Origin of the sequence: Haladaptatus sp. AB618, assembly GCF_024136965.1 — an archaeon.
Lineage (GTDB): Archaea > Halobacteriota > Halobacteria > Halobacteriales > Haladaptataceae > Haladaptatus.
On record NZ_JAMYJX010000006.1, the window covers coordinates 203,121 to 221,189 of the forward strand.

The following is an 18,069-nucleotide window of genomic DNA, read 5'->3' on the forward strand; positions in this document are numbered from 1 at the left end:
TGCCAATAAGAGGACGCATAAAAATATTACCTATCTCGAAGTCTATCTACTCGAAGAAAGCTAGTTTACTAACTCTAATTGCGGACTAGTAAAAACCGTCCTGAACCGCAACCGAAGTCTAAGAACTGGACATTTCCCCGTTCATTCGAGGGAAAGTGTGGTTTCGTATCCGCTAACTCCTGAGTGTTCACCTCATCAGTCCGGTTCCCGGTGTAGTTAAAGTGATGAAACGTTCTCCTATTCCTCTCCTTGCGACTGTAATAGTGTCACAAACGAACCTTGTCCGAGGATTTACCTGTCGTGTCCCCTATTTTGATAGTACGAATGGTCTCAAACGAGAAGACCCCACACACACCACTTGAGCAAGAGGCCCTCGATGCACTCACGACTGCAATCCCACTTCGAGAAGAATTCCCCTACGAGCGTGCGTATGCGGTACTCGCGGAGGAAGCGGATCTTGAGCGACCTGCTGCCGAAGATATCGTCGAACAACTGTATAACAAGGGTCATCTCTACGAAGTCGAAGGGAAACTCCGATTTACCGATCATTGATCTTCTGTTTCATCGGAAATATGGTGACGTAACTTCGTTCAATGCTTCGTCTTACCAGTGATCGACTTCGAAAATCCGAACCGAAATGGTGAGGACGTGGAGGATTTTCCCATGGTGACGGTGGACTGCCGTTGTACTGTTTGAAAACCTTGCAAATCTGAGTGCTCTACTTGCGTTTTCGTGGCACCGTCATTTATACCGGGGCGGGTAGACGGCCAAACTCTTATTATGTTGGATGGCTAAGGACAGAGGTCATGTCAATTTCCGCTGCAGTGCGGCGGTGGTTAACTGACGAGGATGGCCTCGTCTATGAATGCCGTAACTGTGGAACGACACTGGAGGCTACCGATCAACGTTGCCCGATCTGTGGGTCGACCGAAATCGTCGTCTTCGACGTCTCATAGTGGGATTTCGGCATCACATGTTTCGACGCATTTCTGACAGACATGTATCGTGCTCTCCGAAACGCGGACTTTTGGAGTGAATGGTCTGTTCGGGACGCAGTTGCTCCTGTATCGAAGTATGAAACGGCAGCGTTTTCTTTGTGATTCTCGTTGCTCGGAGTGTGTCCGATGCCAGTTGGTTTCGTGATGCGACAGAAATCGTGTTGCCGAACGGTGTGCTGGATGGGTACCGCGACGAGCTCGAACGCCAATTTATGATTACCGTGGTCGACGAGCAAGACATGACTCGCCTTGTCGGCAGTCCCGTCGTCATTCCCGAGGTACGTGACTGGCTCGTATCGAAGGAAATCGTCGCTCCGAAATCCGACTAAGGGTCGTCGGATGTCCCCGTCCACTTCTCGGCCGTTAGGTGATCGTTCGGTGACCGGTGAGACGTCGTTCTCCCGTTCGAACCTTACTCCGCAAGATGCCCTTTCTGAACGCTCTCTCGCTCGGACAGCAGATACACGAGTATCAATCCCACTGCGATCAGCGGGACTGAAACCGTCACTGCATACAGCGATCGGAATCCGATCAACTCTGCGACCGAGGGGGACACCAGAAGTCCAACGGCCGCTCCCAAGTCGCCGAGGACGTTGTAGGTTCCAGTGGCGCGTCCCAACTGTTCCCGGTTCGTCTGGTCCCCTAAGAGCGAGAGTAAAGGACCGCCCACCCCACCCTGACCGACGCCGAGTAGCGCCATCGCGAGAAACAACGAAAGGAACGTGTTCGCGGACGCCAGGACGAGCACGCCGAGCGCGAGCACGATCAAACAGCTAACGATGACCGGCATACGGCGAGATAGCGTATCGCTCAGTTTTCCGCCCGCAATCGAGCAGATGGAGCCGATGAGGACACTCGTTCCGATCAACACACCGTAGGTCCCCTGTGGGCCGACGACGACCGCTGCGGCATCGGTCGTCTTTAGAAAGGAAACGAGCGTCGCGAACACGACACCGCTGTAGGTGAACAGTAAGCCGAAATTGGTGCCTCCGATGACCAGGGTCGAAGTCGTCACGTTGATGTCCAAGATGCTCGCTCGCTCCGAACGATGGTCAGCGTGCGTCTCCGGAATCGCCACGATTGCTATGAGCGTCGCGGCTACCGAGAGCCCAGCGGCGGCCTCGAACGCGATAACGGTTCCGTAAAACTCACTGACGACCCCACCGAGCGCCATCCCCGCCGGAAATCCGAGTGAAGTCGCTCCGCGCACGAGACCCATCGTACTACCGCGCGATTCGTGTTCGCTAACGTTCGCTGCGATCGTATACGCGGTTGCCAGCACGAACGCGCTCCCGAGTCCCCACAGTACGCGGGTGCCGAAAAACCACGCGGCCGGTGTCGGCGCATACATGGCGATTACGTAGCCGAACGTCGCGGCCGTTTCGAGCACGACCCCGGCGATGAACGGTTTTCTCGTTCCGATCCGATCCACCAGTACTCCTGCTGGAGCGTTCGCGATTAGCCGGACGATGCGGTTGACGCTGAGGATGAGACCGACGACGAGGGGAGTAATCCCGATAATCGTGCCGAGATCGGGTAATATCGGAAAGACGACCCCACCTCCAAATCCGAGGAAGAACGTGCTGACCACGACCGCCAGAACTGCGGAGGATGGAACCCGTACTTTGAGCGGATTGCCGTACATGGCTGGTCAGTAAACCGTTCGTAGACGGTCGCGCTCCCACGATACGGCACTGTCCGTAAACGCCTTCCAGTGACTCCGCTTTACCTCCACGTACGTCTCGAACAGTTCCGCACCGAGCGCTTCCCTCATCATCGAATCCTCCTCCAACGCGTCGAGGGCTTGTCCGAGCGTCCGTGGAAGCCGTTCGATCCCCCTCTCGGCCAATTCCGCCTCGGAGAGGTTTCCGGGATCGACGGATATCGGCGCGGGTGGCGTGAGTTCACGTTCGATACCGTCCATTCCCGAAGCGAGGAGGCCGAGCAAGGCGAGATATGGGTTCGCAGTGTTATCGGCTGCGCGAAACTCGATACGGGTCGACGTCCCGTTATCTCCCGGTTCGGGCGCGGGCACGCGGACGAGTGCTTCACGATTCCCCCGCCCCCAGCAGACGTAGGCGGCCGCCCCGATCTGCGGTTGCAACCTGCAGTAGGAATTCGCGGTTGGCGCGGCGAGTGCGGTGAGCGCTGGAGCGTGGTCGATGATTCCCGCGACGAACTGACGTCCGATTTGGCTTAACTCGCCAGATTCCTCGTCGTAGAAGGCGTTTTTACCGTTCCAAAGGGAGAGGTTTATGTGACAACCGTTCGTCGAGTGATCGAACGGCTTCGGCAGAAACGTGGCCCGATATCCGTGGTCTCGGACGACGCTGTTGACCGTCTCTCTGAGGAGAACGAATTCGTCGACCGCTCGTACGCCCGATTTGTGACCCGTAACGATTTCGTGTTTACCGGCCGCGTATTCGGGGTAGTACTTCTCCACGTCGATATCCTGGGCTTTGAGTGCATCGATGATGTCGAGTATCGTTCCGTGCGTTTCCCGCGTGCTTTCGGTCGAATACGCACCGCGCTCATCGACTCGTCGTATCCCGTCGTCCGTCCGTTCGAACAAGTGAAATTCGCTCTCGAACGCGGATTCTATTTCGAATCCTGCCGTGTCCATCTTCGATGTGAATTCGAGCAACGACGAACGGGGGTCGATCGACCACCGCTCTCCCGTCAACGTCTCGATATCACAAAGCATCGCTCCGGTTCGGTCGGCGTATGGAAGTACGCGAAACGTATCGATATCAGGGCGAAGACGTACTTCCCCCGCAGCATCGAACCGGCCGCTCTTATCCCGTACCCCGAGGGCGTTGTACGTCTGGACGAGCTGTGAAAGCGTCACGCCGTTTTCGACGGCCGTCTCGACTTTCGACACGTCGACCGCGTGCGAACGAATCGCACCACTTTGTGTGACGAACAACAATCGAATCAGGTCGACATTTTCTTCTCGACACCGCTCGGAAATCGTCGAATCGCCTGTCATCGGTCTCTACCACTCATCGTGTTTAGGCCAACCTAAAAGTTTTGTCCTTCGAGATAACAAGATACTATCTGTAATGTCACAACAATAAAAGCCCTGAGAGAGGAAAGGTTTTTGTTTTAGGTGGACCTAAAAATTCTCGATGAAAGTCGATTCGACACAGACGGCCGTGATCGTTCGAACTACCAGTCTCCCCTCAACTACTGGTGATCGATAATGGAAAACCTCGATACCCTCCGGTCGGCACTCCGGGAAGAAACGTGGGAAGACGTCAACGCCGAGTTGCTCCAGAAGATCCTACAGGAGTTTCTGTACGAGGATATTCTCGTGCCGACTCGGGAAGGGACGGTCCCTGCCGACGGGAGCGAACCGGGCGATACGTGGAACCGATATCGATTGGAACTGAGTGACGGCGTAGCGTACCGGTTCGATGGGCAGAGCCGACTACTCGACAGCTATCGAGTACGGTCGGGGACCGTTCAGCGATGCACCGATGATGGCTCGTGGTCCCCTGCTACCGACCCCGTGCAGTTCATCATCGATGTGCGAGAGCACGTCGGCATCGATCCGACGACGACGGCACACCTCATACGGGAATTCAACAACACGCTCGTCGCGGACTCCCATCAGCGGACCTGGAAACGAAACCGTGAGAACGAATCGATACTCGACCTTCCCTACGCCGAAATAGAAGGCGAAATGGAGGGCCATCCGTGGTTCACGTACAACAAAGGTCGAGTCGGATTTGGGTACGACGATTATCTCGAATTTACGCCCGAAGCGAAGGAACCACAACACCTGTCGTGGATCGCCGTCCACGGGGAACGAAGCGTCTTTTCGGCGATCGAAGGTATCGACCACACGACGCTCCTCTCCGACGAATTAAACGGAAGCTACGGGACGTTTCGGGAGAAACTCGCCGCTGACGGACTCGACCCGGACGACTACTTTTTCATGCCGGTCCACGAGTGGCAGTGGAACGACAGCATCGTCCAGGTGTTTGCGGAGGAGATAGCGACCGACAGAATCGTCCCGCTCGGGGAGGGTCCCGACGAATATCTCGCTCAACAGTCGATCCGTACGTTTTCGAACGTATCGAATCCCGAAAAGCACCACGTCAAACTCCCGATTCGTGTACTCAATACGAACGTCTACAGGGGACTCCTCGGCGAACAGGCGGAGGCCGCACCGCGAGTGACGTCGTTCATCAAATCGGTACGGGACGACGACCCGTTCCTCCGAGACGAGCACGAACTGCTCCTGCCCGGTGAGATAGCGAGCGTCAACTACGAACACCCGAAGCTGTCACAGATCGACGATGCTCCGTATCAGTATCACGAACTACTCGGATGCGTCTGGCGTGAGAGCGTCCTCTCGTTGATAGACGAGGGGGAAGAGCCACTCACGCTCGCCGCGCTTCTGCACGAGGATTTCGACGGGACGCCGGTCATCACGAGCCTCGTCGAACGGTCGGGGATGGAACTGGAGGCGTGGCTCGATCGATTCCTCGAAACGTTGCTCGAACCGCTGCTCCACTTCCTTTACAAGTACGGTACCGTGTTCATGCCGCACGGAACGAACGTGATTCTCGTTCACGAAGATGGGGTACCCGTCCGTGTTGCTATCAAGGACTTCGTGGACGAAGTCGCGATTACAGATCGGCAACTGCCCGAATTGAACACCGCACTTCCCGACGAACTCCGTGACGACGAACGATACAAACATCACATCCTTCATCAACTCCCGCCGGAACCGCTCTGTCAACACATCTTCGGGACGCTATTCGTCGGAGTCTTCCGATACGTCAGCGACCTGCTAGAACGTGATCAGTATCTCGACGAGGCCGAATTTTGGCGGCGGGTCGGGGATACTATCGAAGGATATCACCGCCAGCACCCCGAACTCGAGGATCGATTCGAACTGTTCGACTTGTTCAAACCCGAATTTGCGAAACACTGTCTCAATCGAAACCGCATCTTGGACCACGGATACGAGGACTACAGTACCCGTCCGAAGGTCCAGGGCCACGGAACGGTTCCGAATCCACTCCACGAAATCGGCGAATAGTTCCTCCAAATTAGGGACTTCCGTGTCGCTACCTCGACTTATCCGTCTTCGAGATCGGCGATACGATCGTTAGCGCCCGAAATTTCGGCCAGCGATTCGCCGTCGTAAAGCAGTTCGATCAGTTCCTCCTCGCTTCCCTCGTCACCCGTATTGCGTTCGATCGTCCGTTCGATCTCGTCCTGCGGGACGAAGATCACACCGTCTTCGTTCCCGATCGCTACGTCTCCGGGCCGCACGACTGCACCGCCCACCTGGACTGGGACGTTGACATCGCCACCTAAACTCTCGGACAACCGCTGTACCGTTCTGTTGCATCGGGACCGGGCAAAGACCGGGAAGTCGATCTCCCTGATCTCCGCAGTATCGGTCACGGATCCGTCGATGACGACTCCCTCGACACCACTCGCGACTGCTGCGTGTGTGGTGATATCCCCCCACGGCGCGTTCGTCGTGTGTCCACCCATGTCGATAACGATCACGTCGCCCGGCCGTGCCAGTTCCGTCGCTTTGTGCACCATCGTTCCGTCTTCCGGTGGAATTCGGACGGTCAATGCCGACCCGACGATTTTCGCGGACGCAGCCGTCCCCATGAATTCTATCTGGGGTGACGAGTGCCCGAAATGCCTGTAATGGCCGAGTTCGTTCGGATCGACGTCGCCGAGTGCGTTCACCTGTTCATCCGTCGGACGATCGAAATCTTCGATTATCATCGGTCGTGTTCGAGTATCGTGGTCGTCTCGTCCCGGTGGTCGAAACGAGCGCCGGGAGCGTGTTCGGTGAGTCGGTCGACTGTGGGACCGTGAAAGACCCCATCCGAGGGTTTCCAGCGAACATCGCTGGTTTCGGGAGGGTGGTTTGCCGGTGGATCCCGCGAGTTACTATCGCGCATCAGTTTTTAGGCTAGCCTAAAAGAAGATAAATCCATTGGGTTCAAAAGTGACAGAAAATTGGATGAAATGGTTTCTTGAGTGATCGATCCCACACGATAGCACCCGAGAACGTCCGTCGAGGACGGGGTTCAATATCGTCGCAAAAGAACGTTTCAGTATGATCGAGAAGTACCGCTTCGACCTGCTACCGAATACGAAAACCTGTTACCGATACTTGCAGGCGGGACTCGGGGTTATCGTACTCACGTTTGCCGTCCTGGTCGGTGCCGTGTTGATTCCGACTATCGACGAGACCGTTCCAGCTATCGGGGTGCTCACTATGCCAGCCCTCTTCGTCGGACTCGGTCTGCTCCTGTTTGGAATCGGGACCCATCTTCACATCATGCACCTCAATATTATACGACGGATGAACGACGACGAACGGATGAACGACGATACTCGCGAATGACGAGGGAGACTGTTCGGTCCGTTCGAGTCATTTCGACAATAAGATGATTATGAGTTCTCAGATACAGAACCGGCGCGGTCGGCCAACACGGCGTCGAGCGCTGCGATGGCTCCATTGATATCGTCGATATCGGATCGATCACAACGGAGCTTCGAACGCCACCATGTAGTCGGATGTATCACCAACGCCTCGTCGGTAATCGTGTAGCTAGCGTACGCCGTCCACGGCCGGACACGGTGCTGTAACGGTCGCTCGACGGCGAGACCGACGTCGGTGATTCGGAACGTCCGCGGATTCGTCATACCCGCAAGCGGTGCCCATACCGCCAGTAGCAAATATAGATCACCGCCCCAATCGACGCCGAACACGACTTGCGCGATGATACCAGCGGTACCGCCGATTATCGCGATACCCATCGCGCCGACCGAGAACCATCGCCACCGTTTTGGCCATCGTGCTTCCCACTCGATGATTTCAGTGGAATCCGCGAGCGCGGCTGTGGAGTATCTGTTCCGGCTCATCGTGACCAGCGGGAGGCCCGTAAATATCCCACCGGCCATCGTAACTATCGCGAGCACGACCGCGATACCCGGTGGTGTAGCACCGATTCCTGCCGCCACTGCGAAGACGCCGAGGAATGGGAGAAATGGAACGGTCCCAAGTAACCAAATCATGTCGTGGCGCCCAAGCCGAACTGCAAGTCCGTCAGTGTGGGAAATAAGCCACCCAGCAATCGCCGCGAAGACGGTAATGGAACAGAGATAACTGACGTACAGGATTCCACCATCCGCAGTAACGGTCGAAACACCCAGAACGGGTATCGGCGTGAGGAGGATGGCGACGTAGAGACCGGCGACGAACGCGTAGAGTGTGTCGGGACGCTCGCCATTGGGTCGGTCGATCCGAGACTCAGTACGTGTCGCCATACTTCCCAGTTATTCACGGCCGTTGAAAATACTACCGGGAATGAAAGTAATGGAAATGGAAGTAATCGAATCGGACCATCGGCTCGGTACTACCCCCGCGAATGCAACGAGTAGGCGATCAACAGGACTCCGAGGAACTGAAACACCCGTGTGATGAGCGTTAGCGGTTGCTGATACTGCAGACCGAGATAGCCTTGCCGGAGTAACAGCGAACCGACGAAGGCGATGCCGAACGCGACGGCCGTGAGGAAAAACAGGCCCATCGAGAGCGCTTGCATCGTTCGGCTGTCGTGGCGACGATACCCGCGATAGGCCTGGTATCCCACGTAGCTACCGACGAGCGTCGACCCGAGGGCAAGCGCGACGATGATCCAGTCGATGATGGCGGCCACGGAAGTCATCTCAGAGGTCCTCCCACATCTTCTTGAAGCGGTCGGCTGTGTCGCTCTCCCGTTCTCCGGGGAACGATTCGTCGGTGCGCGTCACGGCCGCCTCGAAGGACCCCGTGTCCAACTCGATGGAGACCTCAGATAGCGTAGCCGTATAGACGCTGTAGTGGTTGTTGCTGGTCCGAATCTTGGTCTGCTCTTCGAGGAGCCCGTGGACTTGTAATCGTTCCACTCGACGGTAAACCGTCGGTTTGGACATATCGCATTCGTCAGCAAGCTCTTGTGCGGACATTGGTTTGATACTCGTCGCTGCGAGGATTTTCCGGGCGTACTCGTCGCTGAGGACGTCGAGAAGCTCACCCAGCGCAGGATCCTCACTCACGTTTCGGTCGAATGACTGTCTCTCGGATTAATAGGCCCATGGGTTTTGGCCCCGGACAGTCGCGGCGACCGGTTCCAGGAGTATGGCGGGGCTGTTGAAGCAGTACAGCTACTGTGGAGGGGCTGTTGCGTCAACGGTGACCGCGATGGGGAGCATCGTGCTGTCAGAGGCCAACTCACCTTACTACAGGCGAGAGTGCACGTTGTTAGTTCGTCTGATCCCATCGCATTTTGATGGACGTGCCGTCGGATATTATAAAAGGGGGGCGAGTTTCTGACCCAGAAATTCGTGCGCTCTCAGGCGTGACAGCCCACCGATCGGGCGACTTCGATCATGCGCTTCGTTTCGACATTGGTTCCGCGGACGGTGTAACCGTAGCCGTTACAGTCCCACGAGAGCGAGTTGGTTGGCCCGTGATCGAGACTCGCCGGTCGACCGCCGATCGTCAAGTCGCGCTCGTCGGGGTCGATACCGAGGGTGAAGTTGAACTTCGCAACCGTGAGTTCGCGCCCCTCGGCGGCGTAGCGGAGTCCAACCCCGTCGATGCGCCCGCTTGTCCGTGTCGCGTAGACCAGTTCGAACGCGGGCGGTACGGTCGGATCCGGCACCGAAATCGAACTTCGCGCCTCCAAGTCGGCCCTGCTTTGGTACCACTCCGTCTGTGGGGTGTCCTTCCGCTCTACTGTCGTGTTGGTACCCAAGTCGGGCCGGAACGTGTCCGCCGGTATCTGTGGGTTGAACGTCACGTTCGTGTACGTCGTCGTCACCGACCGCCGGGTGCCGTTAGCGGTCCATGCGGTTTGCTTGCGCAGGGGGTAGAACCGTTCGGTGTCGACCCACAGCCGTTGTCGGTAGTGAGCCACGCTCGAATTGGTTTCCGGGGTGATGTCGAGTACGTACGCGTCTTGCCCGCCAACGGTATCGGTCTCGACGAACTCGACGGTGTAACTACGGTTCGCGTCCATTTTGGGGGCAGTGCCGGTGCGTCGCGGCAAGACGGGTAACGGCGACACTCCGACGGATTGCGGACGACCTTCGCCGTCGGTCAGTCCCGCGGCCGCAACGAGCTGTTGGAGTCGGATAGCCGTTTGCGAACCGGTCGGTGGTCCAGTCAAGTTGATCGTGGTCACCATGTTTTGGTCGGTATCGTGGAGCCAGAGCGTCGATCCGTTCGAGACCTCCAGTTCGTACCGTCGATCCGATGCGTTCCGGAAGCGGATCCGTTTCCGGTTGGTTCCCGGGACGAGCGTGACGGTGGCGAAGTTCCGGGATGTGACGGTCCCGTTGGTCCGTATAGCGACCGTTTGCGTTCCGGTTAACGCGTCGATGGAGTTGTAGCGCTCGGTCACGTTGGCGTCGACCGAGGGGTTCCCGTTCCCGTTACCGTTCCCTATCGTTCCCCCTGCGGCCCAGAGGACCATGGGAAGCAGGATGCCGAGAATCAAGAGCGCGACGAGGGTGCGTCGGTTAAATCGAAGTCGTGGGCGGGCCATACTAATAACACGCTCAGTGAAGGTTTAATTGCGTGTCGAATAATTTTCGGCAATTTTCCCCGGACACACAATGTCGATTCGATGATTGGTAGAACAGATTATAGTCGAATGACCTCGAACCGTGACGCTCTTATCACGCCCATCTTTCGTCCCCCGACCTATCGACCCCTTCGAAGTGAACCGTCCCTGTCTCGACTACCGTGCTCCGAAGCACCGCTCACGGAATTTTGCCGATTGATGGGAACTATGACGCTGATAGGGTCGCAACCGACGTGTAACTACTCCGCCCTTCTGTACCACACTCGTGTCACCGGGTTTAGCTGTTCGTCTCCGTCCCGTGGGAAGAGAGATTGATTACCCCACGGCTCTCAACCGTGACGTGATACGAGTCGTAGGAGAACTCCATCTTACCGCTGGTTCCACGCGATGTGCCGTCCAATAGCGGCCTAAACAGTGTATCGAGCGCTTCTGGATCGATATAATTCGCGAGGCACGGTAGTTCGATAGGGTCTACGTCGTTGAGTGTTGCGACAGCCCTGATCAGTTCCTCACTGGCGCGATCCGTAATGGGGTCGAACTCCGTAGAGTAGGTGTCTGTGGTCACCATCTCCCCATTCTCGTGGTCCAGCGGTGTGTCATTACTCATGGTGGGGTACGGAAAGATAGTTTGTAGTAAGTTGTATAAACAGCATACCGTCTATATTTGGTGTCCACTGCTACCGAGTTCCCTGTATCTGTTCGAATCCGGTTCTATCCCGCCATATCGGTAGCGTCTGGGACTGAAGATGTGGTATAGAACGACGCTGACGGACTCGGTGGTTCCCGTGCTGGTTACGCATAAGACAGGCCGGAAGGAACTGCCGAACGAAATGAGTTTCCTTGGTTCGCCGACATGGCGTCAATTGTCGTCCGGACTCCTATTTCGCACCGAAATTCGGCCACGTGAGAGGATACGGTTTAGCCACGGAGTATGGCTTCCCCCGAGTTCTATGACGTGCATCTTCGCCATGAGGAGATAGATCACCAGCGAAAGAACGTATACCACCAGTGGTATCGCCAGATGCCATAGAAGCGTCGACGTGAGGTTGACCTCGATCATCGGACCCCAAACCCTGTTCATGGTCCGGAAGAGACGGAGCAGTGGAACGTGAAGGAGATATATCCCGAGGGCATGCCGCCCCACTCTCGGGAGAATCGTGTTCTTCCCCCACTGTGGGTTCGAGAGTACGTATGCAAAGAGCGCGAGGACGAAGAATATCGTCGAAAGGGTGTACTCCGTGGAGTATATCTCTTGGCGAAGAACGTTGTCACGAATGACGTAGCCGATAGCGTACTGCTCGATGAGTTGGACTCCGGCGAGGAGGGCGACGATTCCGAGATAGATGTGACGACGATTCTCGTCCGGCGTCCAGTCGATCGAACTGATTTGATATCCGAGAGCGACGTAGAAGAATCCGAAGAAGAGGGCATCCCGTGTTCGAAACGGTACGTCCACGATCATTTGGTAATTCGTTCCGACGAGACCGACGATGTGAACGAGCGCAGCGACGGGCAGCAGATAGCGGGTTTTTCCGAACTCGACGAAGCAACCGACGAGTACGAGGGAGAAGATCAGTGCCGTCAGAAACCAGAGCGGAATGGAAAGTGCGTTTCCGTAGTACAGTAGATCGACCGTGGAAATCTCGTCGATGCCGCGAGCGATGAGGGCGTTCGCTACGGGAACGCCTCGGAACAACGCGAGACCGATCACCGCCGCTACGGAGAGTAGCCTCCCGAACAGATAGATCGAACCGAGTTTCCGGACGGAGCTACTCACGGTAGATTTGACGTTGTCGATGCTCACCGTCTCCGCGAAGAAGTATCCGGACGTTACGAAAAAGAACGGAACGTCGAACTGACCGATCGTGTCCATCACGAAGTAAACGTAATTTCCGTACGTTCCAAAGCCTCGAAACGGCTGAACGTGTGCGATGACGATAAAAAATATAGCGACTGCTCGCAGCGTATCTATGCTGTGAATTCGATCACTCATCGTATCTCAAAGGTCCATTGAGAGGTCACTCTCCCCTATTTAAAACGCCTCCGATTATGGCGGGAGAGTCGAAATCGTCCCGTCTGTACCGCGCTCCGTTTTTCCCTTATCGAGTCAGTCGAAGGGACTCGGGGTATGATAGGGCGGCCACTCGAAACGTCCCGTCCGTATCGTCTTCCCGAACGTGGTGTTCACGAAAACCATCTTCAGTCGGGATCTGATCCCGTCTACACTGGTTGGCACCTCTGGCCCAGTTCCCGAATGTTCCATCGTCTCCAAACGGTCGTGGACGACGGTAGGGATACAGTTGTTCCCGTCCGGTCCGATTTCGATGGAACCCCGTACGTACGACGAGTTGGTGAGGCAACGAAATCTCGTTCGGCATCGAACAGGGCCGGTATCGCCCTCTCTACCGAGAGGAGGTCGGAACGATATCGGGATGTAACACGTAGCTGAAATGGGTCATGTGCTCGTGACACGTGTTCGGTGTCCAACACGCTCCCGGACATCGACCGAAAGAACTAATAGTAATAAGATATTTCTATACTTCATAGCGGTAGCTTTATTATATTAATTTAGTCATCCGGCATCACCTCCCAACAGATAGAAGTCAGGGTTAACGGGGGACAGACGTCATAAGACGGAAATTATACATTAAACGAAATGTATAATTTGTATGTCTCATTCGAACCGCGATTGTGACGATTTATTCCTTTCACCTCTGACCGATATCTTGTGTTTTACGGCCATATTCTTGGAAATTCAGGTCTGGGGGATTAGATGTCTGTTATTTGTCTAAATATGTGTGTGTGAAGAAATTTATACAATACTGTCTGTCATTTGCATCATCGTCAACTCGATATCGGAGGTCCCGATATAGTGTTACAGTCCTAATTGTGTAATGTTATTGTCGGAGAGTCGACCGTGGTATAAGGGAAATTCCACGAAACAGTACCTCTCGCTATCGATTTCCTTGGCGTCGTAAGACGGTATTGTGGTCCATAATCCGTCTCGTTATCCCCGGGTGCATTCGAGGGAAAGTCCACGATTCACGACCCGACGATGATGGGAGGGGTGCCCGCTCAACGGGATGGTGAACGACGATAGCAGCGAAACCGGTGACCACGACCATCGGAACGTTCTACCACGAGTCCACTTAGAACATCCCTTTGGGAAGAATTTCGAGAATACGACTGATGACGATGTACCCGAACACGACGAGGCCGAGGAGGATGACCCATCGAAAGCGGTGAACTGATCACATTTACTTCTTCTCATATGGTCAGGGAATCGGTGTCATGTCGAATGTGCCAGTTTGATTCAATTGACTGGGTGTAGACAAAATCCGGTACGGGAACATCCTATCGTGTTTTAGTACCGACTGTGTGTCTGCATTCGCTTGTCGGAAAACAGCAGCTACGTACCGCTTCTCGTGTCTGCAGTAACTGGGCCGATTTACGTACTCAAATCGGAAACGGAAACCGTGCGATCGGAATGAATCGTAACGCGCTGGCCGATGTACTCGAAACTCACCTCCGGTGAGCCATGTTGATACAGATCTTCGAGCGCATCGGTGTCGATCGCCTCGTAGAGGGGTGTCGCAGGCTTCCTCCCGTTCGCTTCAGTAACTGCCGTTATCACGGCAGCGGTGATCGACCCCGTGTCCGCGATTGTCGTTCGTATCGATGGCTCCGGTTGCAACGACGACGAGTTTTCCATGTCCTCTGGACATGAAGGGTGTGCTAATAGGCTTTGGGGGACAATTAGTAACACATCACATGGTTTGTGAACGATCCCACTGAGTCGAACCGCCACCCAATAACTGCATCCCACGCTTATCACCAATCCGTGACATCCTCTCCTCCAAACTCACGTTCTCCCCTCCGTGAATTGGATACCAGAACGTGATCAGACGTTTTAATGCTGTCATTTCCCGGTCCGTCACACCCGTCGAAAATACTGCGACGTTTTCGATGTCGAGATCGATGCGAGGATCGTCTCATTTTCGGCAGCGGCGACTGGGGGGACGTGGTTGTCTATCGCGTCGGAACCGAACTGTTCTACCTGAAGACGATCGTGGATCGAACCGATCAACTCGACCCTCTCGAGAATGGCGACGCCGACGAACCGGACGAAGAAGTGAGTCACCGCCACGATACCGATCTGGAGCGCGAAGCCTACCGCCAACTGGCGGAGGTCGTCTTCGATCTACCGACGATGGATCCGACGACTACGATTCCTTCGACGAACGATCAGCCGACGAGGGGGGATGATTCTCTCCCAGTTGATGGTCGTTAACAGGGTTCCGACACCAAAGACGACCAGTATGACTGCCGCTACGTGTCTGATATCGTACTGGGACGACAGTTTGCCACCGTAAGGAACCAACGCGGCGACTACATCATAAAATTAAAGCTACTGAAATATTTTTCGAAGTATCAAATTAGAATATATGAAATATGGACGTGCGATGATATAATGGCCGTGTCAGAACACTCCCGGGAAGAGGAGGTAGACGAACAGTAAACTCAGGATGCCGGTAAAGACAGCGTAGTAGACGAGCGGGATGAGTTCCAACCGAATAACGCGTCCCTTTTCGCCGACGAGACAGACGACCGCGAGGAGGTGACGACGTTGACTACGATCACGATGGCGTCACGTGTATGGTCGCCTTGGCCGTTCTGCAGGCTACTCGGTCTCCTCGACGTTGCCGCAGTTCCGACAGCGCTTCATCCCTCCGTGCACGTCGCCGTAGTCGTGTCTGATGCCCGTGATGCATAGTACGTCCTGGAAGAGTCCCATACCAGGCAGGTCTCGCGGCCACCGGATAATGGTTTCCCGCCGGAGCCTTGCGACATACTTTGATTCTACCCGGAATACTTATAATAGATTCAGTATATGGTTAACAATAAATGGGAAGCCAGAACGAAACAGAAACAGATGATGGTGATGATGACCATCTCGAAGATATCGGGGATGGGATCGGTTGTGTCGAAATTTGGGAACATCTATCCGACCAGCGTGAAGACGATAGTAAGCAAAGCGAGTGAATTTTCCGCCTCGATACTCTTTTAAATACGCCCGTCGATGTTTGTTATATCATCTAATCGACCAATGCCCGCGCCGAGATACCGCTGTAATGTAGTGAACTTATGACAGTTACCAATTATTATTTGTCTGTTTTATTTTGTTATTGATCATAGAATTAGGAAAAAATACTTTAACTATGTGGGTAATATCTAATCGAACACCATGGTGATACTAATAACTGGTGCTGATGGATACATCGGTTGGCCGACTGCACTACGAATCGCCGACAGAACTCACGACCGCGTTGTCCTCGTCGATAACTTCGGCCGACGAGAATGGGTCAACGAAATCGGTAGTACCAGTGCGGTTCCCGTTCGAGCCGTGGACGAACGAATAAGTGCTGCAGAGTCCCGCCTCGGTCTCCAAAATCTCTCGTTTGTCGAAGGGGACCTGACGGACAAAACCTTCGTCGACCAACTCCTGACCGTTCACCAACCGGATACTATCGTTCACACTGCCGCACAACCCTCTGCACCCTACTCGCAAATCAATGGCGAACGTGCGAATTACACGCAGCACAACAACTTACAGGCGACACGCAATTTACTGTGGGGTCTGGAAGAAAACGAACTCACCGACACCCACTTCATCGAAACGACCACGACCGGTGTGTACGGTTCCCCCGAATTCCCCATCCCCGAAGGTGGTGCCACGATGGAAAATCAGGGAGAGCGCGACGACGTTCCGTTCCCTGCGATGGCCGGAAGTTGGTATCACCTGACTAAATCTCACGACGCAGCCAACATGCGTCTGGCACACAAGCAGTTCGGAATCCCGATCAGTGACGTCCGAACGTCGATCGTCTATGGCACCGAAACCGAGGAGACGCGTGTCGATGATACCCATCTCAAAACACGATTCGACTTCGACTACTACTTCGGAACGGTTACGCATCGTTTTGCCGCTCAAGCAGTCGCCGGTTATCCCGTGACGGTTTACGGAAAAGGCGAACAGAGAAAACCGTTCATCAGCCTCGAAGACGCCGTCGAGGGCCTCGCACGACTCGCCTTGATGAATCCCGCCGACCGGGAGGACGACTATGTCGTGTACAATCAGATGACGCGGCCGATCAGCATCGTCGAAGTCGCGAACACCATCGCGGACGTCGCCAAGGAGTTCGATTACGACGTTGCGGTCGAACACTTCGAAAACCCGCGTGACGAGGACGAAACCCACAAGATGGAGATGGAAAACGAACGGTATCTGGGTCTCATCGACGAGCAGGATCAATCGTTCGAGGAGGGTGTCCGAGACATCTTCGAAACGCTCAGTCAATACGAAGAGGTGATCTCGACGCACGAAGATCGGTTCCTGCCTGGCGTCCTCGAAGAACGGATGGAGAAAGAAGGGAAAGTTGCAGCCGAACTAGACTGAGGACACTATGCACGTTCTCGTCACAGGTGGCTGTGGATATATCGGCAGCGTTCTCGTCCCAATGCTCCAAGCAGATACGTCAGTCACCACCGTTTCCATCCTCGATGACCTCTCTACAGGGTCGCCGAGAAGCCTCCTCGGAACCTACGTCGATAACGGTACTAACATCGTCTTTCGTCGGGGTGACGTCCGCAAGTACGGTGACGTCGAAAACGCAATGCGAGGCGTCGATGCCGTCATCCATCTGGCCGGAATCACCGGTGCAGCGAGCACTCACGACCGCAGAGACGAAACGTACGCCGTCAACCTCGATGGAACGACGAACGTGCTGACTGCGGCCGAAAAATTCGGCGTCGGCAACGTCGTGTTCGCCTCTTCGTGTAATAACTACGGCCGGGCGACCAATACGGAAATCACCGAGGAAACCGAATCGAATCCCCTGAATCCGTACGCCGAGACGAAACACAAGGGCGAACAATTGCTCATCGATCACGTCGAGAACGGACATTTTCGAGGGACGGCACTCCGGATGAGTACCAATTACGGGTATGCACCCGGGATTCGATTCAATCTCGTCATCAATCGGTTCGTCTTTCGGGCCGTGACGGACCGCCCCCTCACCGTGTACGGTGATGGAACGAACTGGCGGCCGTTTATCCACGTCAACGACGCCGCACGGGCGTTCAAACAGGCTGCCTGTAACCCCGACGACTGGTCGGAAGTGGTGTACAACGTCGGGGCGAATGAGGAGAACTATCGAATATCCGAAATCGCCGAAATAATCTCCAACGAGATCGACGGTGCGTTCGATATCACCTATCTCGAAGACGAACATCCCGGTCCGTCGTATCACGTGAACTTCGATCGTGTTTCCCGTACCGGCTTCGAACCCGAATGGACCGTTCGAGACGGCGTCAGAGATCTCATGCGGCAGTTCACGGATACGCACGTTTCGACCATCCCGAAGTAATTCGAGAGACGAATACAACGGTAA

At 55.1% G+C, this 18,069-nt stretch carries 17 protein-coding genes; 6 read left to right on the forward strand and 11 right to left on the reverse strand.

Translation table 11 applies throughout. The features are described from left to right. Window positions 1-324: 324 nt before the first annotated feature. On the forward strand, window positions 325-552 hold the full coding sequence (locus tag NKF26_RS17925; protein WP_253226919.1) for a hypothetical protein: 228 nt from the start codon (window positions 325-327) through the stop codon (window positions 550-552). A gap of 858 nt (window positions 553-1,410) precedes the next feature. On the opposite strand, the gene NKF26_RS17930 is transcribed toward NKF26_RS17925, so the two are convergent. Both NKF26_RS17930 and glnA2 read right to left on the reverse strand, forming a co-directional pair. Next, the gene (locus tag NKF26_RS17930; protein ID WP_253234690.1) at window positions 1,411-2,643 is read right to left on the reverse strand and encodes an MFS transporter; all 1,233 of its coding nucleotides are present in this window, start codon (window positions 2,641-2,643) and stop codon (window positions 1,411-1,413) included. A 6-nt stretch (window positions 2,644-2,649) separates the two neighbouring features. Next, complete coding sequence (gene glnA2 / locus NKF26_RS17935; protein WP_253226917.1) at window positions 2,650-3,987, reverse strand: gamma-glutamylputrescine synthetase; 1,338 nt, start codon at window positions 3,985-3,987, stop codon at window positions 2,650-2,652. A 213-nt stretch (window positions 3,988-4,200) separates the two neighbouring features. Between glnA2 and NKF26_RS17940 the strand changes: the two genes are divergently transcribed. Continuing rightward, entirely contained in the window at window positions 4,201-6,051 is a 1,851-nt protein-coding gene (locus NKF26_RS17940) for an IucA/IucC family siderophore biosynthesis protein (RefSeq protein ID WP_253226916.1), read from the forward strand. A gap of 38 nt (window positions 6,052-6,089) precedes the next feature. On the opposite strand, the gene NKF26_RS17945 is transcribed toward NKF26_RS17940, so the two are convergent. Continuing rightward, window positions 6,090-6,761 (reverse strand): RraA family protein, encoded by a 672-nt coding sequence (locus NKF26_RS17945; RefSeq protein ID WP_253226915.1) that lies wholly within the window; start codon window positions 6,759-6,761, stop codon window positions 6,090-6,092. Beyond that, entirely contained in the window at window positions 6,758-6,940 is a 183-nt protein-coding gene (locus NKF26_RS17950) for a hypothetical protein (RefSeq protein ID WP_253226914.1), read from the reverse strand. Before NKF26_RS17950 ends, NKF26_RS17945 begins: the two co-directional genes overlap by 4 nt. Before the next feature lie 158 nt (window positions 6,941-7,098). Here NKF26_RS17950 and NKF26_RS17955 point away from each other — a divergent pair, with 158 nt between their 5' ends. Further along, window positions 7,099-7,389, forward strand: coding sequence for a hypothetical protein (locus NKF26_RS17955; RefSeq protein WP_253226913.1), 291 nt, complete (start codon window positions 7,099-7,101; stop codon window positions 7,387-7,389). 47 nt (window positions 7,390-7,436) lie between these two features. Here the strand turns inward: NKF26_RS17955 and NKF26_RS17960 are convergent, their stop codons facing one another. From NKF26_RS17960 to NKF26_RS17990, 7 genes are all read right to left on the reverse strand, one after another. Beyond that, window positions 7,437-8,315, reverse strand: a complete 879-nt coding sequence (locus NKF26_RS17960) for a hypothetical protein (protein WP_253226912.1) — start codon at window positions 8,313-8,315, stop codon at window positions 7,437-7,439. Window positions 8,316-8,404: 89 nt separating this feature from the next. After that, window positions 8,405-8,716 (reverse strand): hypothetical protein, encoded by a 312-nt coding sequence (locus NKF26_RS17965; RefSeq protein WP_253226911.1) that lies wholly within the window; start codon window positions 8,714-8,716, stop codon window positions 8,405-8,407. A gap of 1 nt (window position 8,717) precedes the next feature. Next, window positions 8,718-9,086 carry a helix-turn-helix domain-containing protein gene (locus tag NKF26_RS17970; protein WP_253226910.1) on the reverse strand — a complete coding sequence of 123 codons (369 nt, stop codon included), beginning with the start codon at window positions 9,084-9,086 and terminating at the stop codon, window positions 8,718-8,720. A gap of 296 nt (window positions 9,087-9,382) precedes the next feature. After that, window positions 9,383-10,579, reverse strand: a complete 1,197-nt coding sequence (locus NKF26_RS17975) for an outer membrane lipoprotein-sorting protein (RefSeq protein WP_253226909.1) — start codon at window positions 10,577-10,579, stop codon at window positions 9,383-9,385. A 316-nt stretch (window positions 10,580-10,895) separates the two neighbouring features. Beyond that, window positions 10,896-11,225, reverse strand: a complete 330-nt coding sequence (locus NKF26_RS17980) for a HalOD1 output domain-containing protein (RefSeq protein ID WP_253226908.1) — start codon at window positions 11,223-11,225, stop codon at window positions 10,896-10,898. Window positions 11,226-11,477: 252 nt separating this feature from the next. After that, window positions 11,478-12,611, reverse strand: coding sequence for an acyltransferase (locus tag NKF26_RS17985; protein ID WP_253226907.1), 1,134 nt, complete (start codon window positions 12,609-12,611; stop codon window positions 11,478-11,480). Window positions 12,612-14,066: 1,455 nt separating this feature from the next. Beyond that, entirely contained in the window at window positions 14,067-14,330 is a 264-nt protein-coding gene (locus tag NKF26_RS17990; protein WP_253226906.1) for a HalOD1 output domain-containing protein, read from the reverse strand. A 309-nt stretch (window positions 14,331-14,639) separates the two neighbouring features. Between NKF26_RS17990 and NKF26_RS17995 the strand changes: the two genes are divergently transcribed. The 3 genes from NKF26_RS17995 (at window position 14,640) to NKF26_RS18005 (ending at window position 18,045) form a co-directional block, all read left to right on the forward strand. Next, on the forward strand, window positions 14,640-14,909 hold the full coding sequence (locus NKF26_RS17995) for a hypothetical protein (RefSeq protein ID WP_253226905.1): 270 nt from the start codon (window positions 14,640-14,642) through the stop codon (window positions 14,907-14,909). 954 nt (window positions 14,910-15,863) lie between these two features. Continuing rightward, window positions 15,864-17,075: an NAD-dependent epimerase/dehydratase family protein gene (locus NKF26_RS18000; RefSeq protein ID WP_253226903.1), complete on the forward strand. Its 1,212-nt coding sequence runs from the start codon at window positions 15,864-15,866 to the stop codon at window positions 17,073-17,075. Between the two features lie 7 nt (window positions 17,076-17,082). Next, window positions 17,083-18,045 (forward strand): NAD(P)-dependent oxidoreductase, encoded by a 963-nt coding sequence (locus tag NKF26_RS18005; protein WP_253226902.1) that lies wholly within the window; start codon window positions 17,083-17,085, stop codon window positions 18,043-18,045. Window positions 18,046-18,069: the final 24 nt, after the last annotated feature.